Raw genomic sequence first — 5,620 nt, 5'->3', positions numbered from 1 at the left:
ATCGATGGGTGAATCCGGTCGGCGCTGGGTGGTCACGCACGCGTCTCCGACCGCCATCGGGCGCGCGTACGACGCGTTGATCTCCGCGCTCCGAGCCAGCTGACCTGTTCGGAAGGGGCATTGGGACGCGCTGTCGCTGCGCCACCGAATCGGTGCCTGACCGCTAGCCTGCCACGTCGTGGCAACCTCCTCGTCATCCACCAAGAAGGCCGCGCGCCTGGCCCAGAAGGGCAAGGGCCAGAAGGTTCGTTTCCAGGGCGGCGCGCTGTTTCCCCTGATCGTGGCGCTGGTCGTCGTCCTCGGCTTCGGGCTGATCATCTACGCGCGTCAATCTCGCCCGAGCGCCGATGCATCGGCCCCGACGATCGAGGACCACTGGCACCACGCCTACGGCTTCCTCATCTGCGACACGTGGGTCCAACTCGACGGGGATGGCGAGGCTCAGGATGCCAATGGCCAACCGACGAACGTCGAGTACGCCAGGACCGGGATCCACAGCCACGACGACGGGTTGATCCACTGGCATCCCTTCTCCTCGGCATCGGTCGGAGGACGGGCCAAGCTCGGCGTCTTCCTGGACACGTACGGCGTCGAGCTGAGCGAAGACGAGCTCCAGTTCCCCGAGGACCAGCGGGCACAGCTGCCCGAAGAATTCCAGGAGACCGGCCGTTTCGAGTCGGGTGAGACCGAATGCACGATCGACGGTGAGACCTCGGTCGGACATCTCCAGGTCACCCGCTGGAACAACCTCAGCGACACCGACGAGGGAACGACCTTCATCGCCGGATTCGACGACGTCGCCCTCAACGAGGACGCGATGGTCGTGTCGATCGCGTTCGTGCCGGACGGCACCACCGTCGGCAAGCCCCCGTCGGTCGAGGGGTTCGACGAGAACTCGCTCAACGACAGTGGCCAGCAGACCAGCAACGAACTGTTCCCCGGCGTGGATGTCACGCCCGATGGTGATGTGACGGTCGGAACCGCACTGCTGGACCCTGAGGACATCGGACCGGCGGTCGAGAGCGAATCGAATCCGACCGAGACGGAGACCACCGAGGCCGCAGCCGACGAAGCCGAGAGCTGATGGACGCCGTCGTCCTCGTCGGCGGATTCGGCACCCGGCTGCGCCCGCTCACCGAGCAGATTCCCAAGCCGATGCTCCCGGTCGGCCACGTGCCGATGATCGAGCGTCTGATCCGCCGGCTCGGTCGCGGCGGAGTGACCGACGTCGTGCTCGCACTCGGATTCAAACCCGAACCGTTCCACGAAGCGTTTCCCGCCGACCGGTGTGGTGACGTGCGCGTGACGTACGCGGTCGAGCCCGAGCCGTTGGACACCGCAGGCGCGATCCGATTCGCCGCAGACACCGCCGGAATCGACTCGACGTTCGTGGTCGCCAACGGTGACGTGATGACCGACCTCGACGTCGGAGCGCTCGTCGAGGCTCATCGAGTCGCCGGGGCCGAGGCGACGATCCACCTGATCGGTGTCGAGGACCCATCCGCGTTCGGCGTCGTCGAACTCGTCGATGGGTCCGAGTCCGGCGGTGGGCGAGCGGGTCGAATCGAGCGGTTCGTCGAGAAGCCGGCACCGGGCACGGAGCCGAGCAACCTGATCAACGCCGGGACATACGTGTTCGAACCGGCCGTGCTCGAACGGATTCCGGCCGGTCGACGCGTCTCGATCGAGCGCGACACGTTTCCCGAGCTGGTCGAAGCCGGATCGATGTTCGGGCTCGCGACCGTCGACTACTGGATCGATGCCGGCGTGCCCGATCTGTATCGAGCGGCGAACCTCGACCTGCTGAGCGGCGATCGCGTCCACGATTCGTGCGAGGCGATTTCACCTGACGCCAGCGTCGACCCGGGTGCGACGCTGATGAACACGATCGTCGGAGCGGGCGCGGTGATCGAATCGGGGACCACCGTGGTCGACACCGTCGTCCTCCCGGGCGGGTTCATCGGCGCGCGTGCACAGGTCGAGTCGTCGCTGGTGATGGGCCGGGTCGAGGCCGATGCGACGGTGATCGAGGCGATCATCGGCGCCGAGGGCGTCGTGGCGGAAGGCGATCACGTCGCGTTCGACACGGTTCCGGCCCAGCAGTGACCGCCGGGGCCGGTGCTGGTGACCGGGCGACCGCGCGGGTCTCGTAGCCTGCTGCAATGAAGATCGCGGTCATCGGGGGAGCGGGGTTCATCGGCTCCCACCTCGTCGATCGGCTGCTGGCCGAAGGACACGACGTCGATGTCGTCGACGACCTGTCATCGGGGTCGCTCGCCAACCTGGCCGAAGCACGCGCGGCCGGCTCCGCCCCGACCGGTGGGTCGCTGAAGATCCATCACGTCGGCGCGTCGACTTCGGAGGCCGACTCGTTGCTCGGAATGCGTCGCCCCGATCTCGTCTATCAGCTCGCGCTCTTCCCGCGGGCGGACCGGTCGCCCCGCGCCCAGGGTCGCGGCTTCGAGTCGGCACTCGCGACGATGGAGGCCGCCCGCCGCCACTCGATTCCGAAGGTGGTGACGACCCTTCCGGCGTCGTCGCTGTACGGACAGCCCGCAGCTGCGGCGCTTCCGATCAAGGAGGGTGAGATCACGCCGCGCGGAGTGCGCGGGGTCGTCGCCCGGGCGGTCATCGATCTGATGTCGACCTATCGGGAGCGGGACATGATCGAGTTCACGGCCCTCGCGTTGTCATCGGTGTACGGCCCGCGGCAACGCGCGACCGGTGGGGTCGTCGCCGCATTCCTCGCGGCCCACGACGGCGACCTGGCCCCCGATTTCGACGGCGACGGTCGTCAGTCCCGGGACCTGGTGTTCATCGACGACGTCGTGGACGCACTGGTGCGCGCCGGCGAGCGCGGAAGCGGTCTGGTGATCAACATCGGCACCGGAACACAGACCACCGTCCGCGAGCTCTGGACCGCGATCAGCGGGGGGACGGGTCGGACACCGACCAACGGTCCCGTTCGTCCCGACGACCTTCCGCGCTTCGCGGTGTCACCCGTCCGGGCGCGCATCCACCTCGGCTGGTCGCCGTGGACGTCACTGGGCGACGGTCTCGCCCGGTCCCGCAACTGATTCGAGGGTCACTTCGGCGAGTCGTCGCGCGATCGCCGGCGTGGACATGACCGAGGGGGTGACCACGCAGCGCATGCCGGTTGCCTCGACGGCCTCGGACAGGTGCGCATCGACCGGGTCGATCACCAGGACCGAGGCGATCTCCGCATACAACCGGGCCACGCCGACCACGCTGGCCTCATGGCCGAGTTCGACCAGCATCCGATCGGCGGGGCCCTTGAGTGCGGCACCGCCGATGATCGGCGACACCGCGACCACGTCGTCTCGTCGCTGCGTCAACATCTCGTCGACGCCGTCGAGCGAGCGGAGCGGTCCGATCGACACGACGGGATTCGACGGTGCGATCACGATCGTCTCGGCGTCGAGGATCGACGCTCGCGCGCTCGGTGTCAGTTCGGCGTCTCCGTCGAAGCGCACGGCCGAAACCGGCACACCGTGCCGCAGCCGCACGAAATAGTCCTGGAACGACACGTCGCGCGGCTCGCCGCCGGCATCGGGATCGGCGGTCACCGTCACGATGGTCGACCGGCGTCGGTCCGACATCGGGAGCATCCGGATCGGGACTCCCCAGGCCTGTCGGATCTCGTCGGTGACCTCGGTGAGGGTCGCTCCCTCCTGCAGTCGGGCGGTGCGGTAGAAATGTGTGGCCAGATCCTGATCCCCGAGGTTGAACCACTGGGGGGCGGCCTGCGAGTCGGGCGGTCGGATCGCTGCGTACCGGTCGAGCGCACCCATCGCCCGCCAGGTCTCGTCGACCAGTCCCCAGCCCCGTTCGGGATCGATCGCATCGGCCAGCGTGTAGACGATCGTGTCGAGGTCGGGCGAGATCGACAAGCCGTGCAGCACGGTGTCGTCACCGGTGTTGACCAGGGCGGTGATGCGGTCGGGGTCGACCGCGGCTGCGAGACCGCGCAACATTCGTGCGGCCCCGACCCCGCCGGAGATGACGGCGATGCGACCGGACCGGATGTGGGTGTCGTTGCTCATGTCGGTCCCTGCTCGGCGAGGCGGCGATAGTGACCGGCCAGTGCGGTCGACGTCCGCTCCCAGGAGAACCGCTCGACATTCGCCCGGCCGCGTTCGATCAGCGCGGCACGCTTCGTCGGGTTGGCGATCGCCCAGAACAGGTTCGCCGCGAGCGCATCCCGGTCGAGCGGCAGACTCAGCAGCGCTCCGGTCCCGGCCACCTCGGGGATCGATCCCGCCGAACTCGCCACCACCGGCGTTCCGGCGAGTTGGGCCTCGAGGACGGGGAATCCGAAACCTTCGTCGAGCGAGGGGTACGCCAGGACCGAGGCACGGTCGAGCAGCCAGTGTTTGACCGGTTCGGTGACTCCTCGGTGGCGGATGATCCGTCGCTGGACCGCGTCGGGAAGTCGTGCGATGGCCGCATCGACGCCGGCCGAATCGTCGCCGTCCCGTCCGGCGATCCGCAGCTGGACCGTCGGATGCTCGTCGGCGACGCGACGGAACGCTTCGACGAGCGTCGGGATGTTCTTACGTCGTTCGAGCGTCCCCAGGGCGAGCACGAACGGTGCGTCCCGATCGCCGAGAGCGGGCGCGCTGCGACGCTGTGCCGGGTCGTACGGGGGCGGCCCGAGGTGGACGGTGTGCACCGACGGTGCATCGAACAGTTCGCGGACGCGTGCGCTGGTGGCTTCGGACGACGTGACGACGTGCGCTCCGTCCGCAATCGATCGGCGCAGCACGGCACCCGCGCGGGCGACGTCCGGGTGAGCATCGTCGGGGTGCTCGACGAACCAGCAGTCGTAGACACTGACGATGCGTGGTGCCCGTGAGGGGGGAACGACGTAGTTGGTTCCGTGGACGACGTCGGGGTGTCCGAGCCACCGGTCCATCGGGAGAATGCTGCGGCGGGCCCAGAGCCGGTGGGCGACCGCGGCCGGAACGGGCAGTCGACTCTCGCCGCGGTCGAGCCGAGCGCGCATCGAGATCACGTAGGGCAGGAGCGTGATGTCGTCGACGGCACCACTCCGACCGGCGGCTCGCAGCCCGTCGATCGTCCACACAACGGCGTTGCCGATGCCGGTTCTCGGGCCGTGCAGGGGACCCGCGTCGATCGCCACCTGCACCATCGAGTGCAGCGTAGCGACGCATCGATCCGCGATCGGTGGCCCGGCCGCCTGAACCGACGGCGCCGTAGACTCGGCGCCTATGCCACGCGCGTTCATCACAGGAATCACGGGACAGGACGGCTATCACCTCGCCGAGTTCCTGCACAGCAAGGGGTACGACGTGTACGGCATGGTCAAGGGGCAGAACAACCCCCGGGCGACCAAGCTGCAGGAGGAACTGCCGTTCCTCGAACTCGTCCCCGGCGACCTCGCCGATCTGCCGTCGCTCGTCGCAGCGCTCCAGTTGGCGCAGCCCGACGAGGTGTACAACCTCGGCGCGATCAGCTTCGTGGCGCTGTCGTTCTCGCAGGCGGAGCTGACCGCGAACATCACCGGGTTGGGCGTGTTGCGGATGCTCGAGGCGATCCGGATGGTCGGCGGGACCCAGAACAACCCGATCCGCTTCTA

At 68.3% G+C, this 5,620-nt stretch carries 6 protein-coding genes; 4 read left to right on the top strand and 2 right to left on the bottom strand.

Annotated elements, in window-relative coordinates; genetic code table 11:
- Positions 1 to 178: 178 nt before the first annotated feature.
- Genes WBV89_RS02345 through WBV89_RS02335 form a run of 3 tightly spaced genes read left to right on the top strand, consistent with a single transcriptional unit; the run spans position 179 to position 3,077 of the window.
- Positions 179 to 1,084 carry a hypothetical protein gene (locus WBV89_RS02345; RefSeq protein ID WP_423979733.1) on the top strand — a complete coding sequence of 302 codons (906 nt, stop codon included), beginning with the start codon at positions 179 to 181 and terminating at the stop codon, positions 1,082 to 1,084.
- On the top strand, positions 1,084 to 2,106 hold the full coding sequence (locus tag WBV89_RS02340) for a sugar phosphate nucleotidyltransferase (RefSeq protein WP_423979732.1): 1,023 nt from the start codon (positions 1,084 to 1,086) through the stop codon (positions 2,104 to 2,106). Before WBV89_RS02345 ends, WBV89_RS02340 begins: the two co-directional genes overlap by 1 nt.
- Before the next feature lie 56 nt (positions 2,107 to 2,162).
- Positions 2,163 to 3,077 carry an NAD-dependent epimerase/dehydratase family protein gene (locus WBV89_RS02335; protein ID WP_423979731.1) on the top strand — a complete coding sequence of 305 codons (915 nt, stop codon included), beginning with the start codon at positions 2,163 to 2,165 and terminating at the stop codon, positions 3,075 to 3,077.
- Here WBV89_RS02335 and cofD read toward each other — a convergent pair.
- Both cofD and WBV89_RS02325 read right to left on the bottom strand, forming a co-directional pair.
- Positions 3,042 to 4,064, bottom strand: a complete 1,023-nt coding sequence (gene cofD / locus WBV89_RS02330; protein ID WP_423979730.1) for a 2-phospho-L-lactate transferase — start codon at positions 4,062 to 4,064, stop codon at positions 3,042 to 3,044. The genes WBV89_RS02335 and cofD overlap by 36 nt on opposite strands.
- A complete protein-coding gene (locus WBV89_RS02325; protein WP_423979729.1) occupies positions 4,061 to 5,173 on the bottom strand; it encodes a glycosyltransferase family 4 protein in 1,113 nt (370 codons plus the stop codon). Before WBV89_RS02325 ends, cofD begins: the two co-directional genes overlap by 4 nt.
- Positions 5,174 to 5,252: 79 nt before the next feature.
- Between WBV89_RS02325 and WBV89_RS02320 the strand changes: the two genes are divergently transcribed.
- The coding region (locus tag WBV89_RS02320; protein ID WP_423979728.1) for a GDP-mannose 4,6-dehydratase at positions 5,253 to 5,620 on the top strand (368 nt) is incomplete at its 3' end.

It is taken from the genome of Ilumatobacter sp. (assembly GCF_049588435.1).
Lineage (GTDB): Bacteria > Actinomycetota > Acidimicrobiia > Acidimicrobiales > Ilumatobacteraceae > Ilumatobacter_A.
The sequence above is the reverse complement of the archived record's forward strand: the minus strand, read 5'-3'. Positions and strand labels throughout refer to the sequence as shown.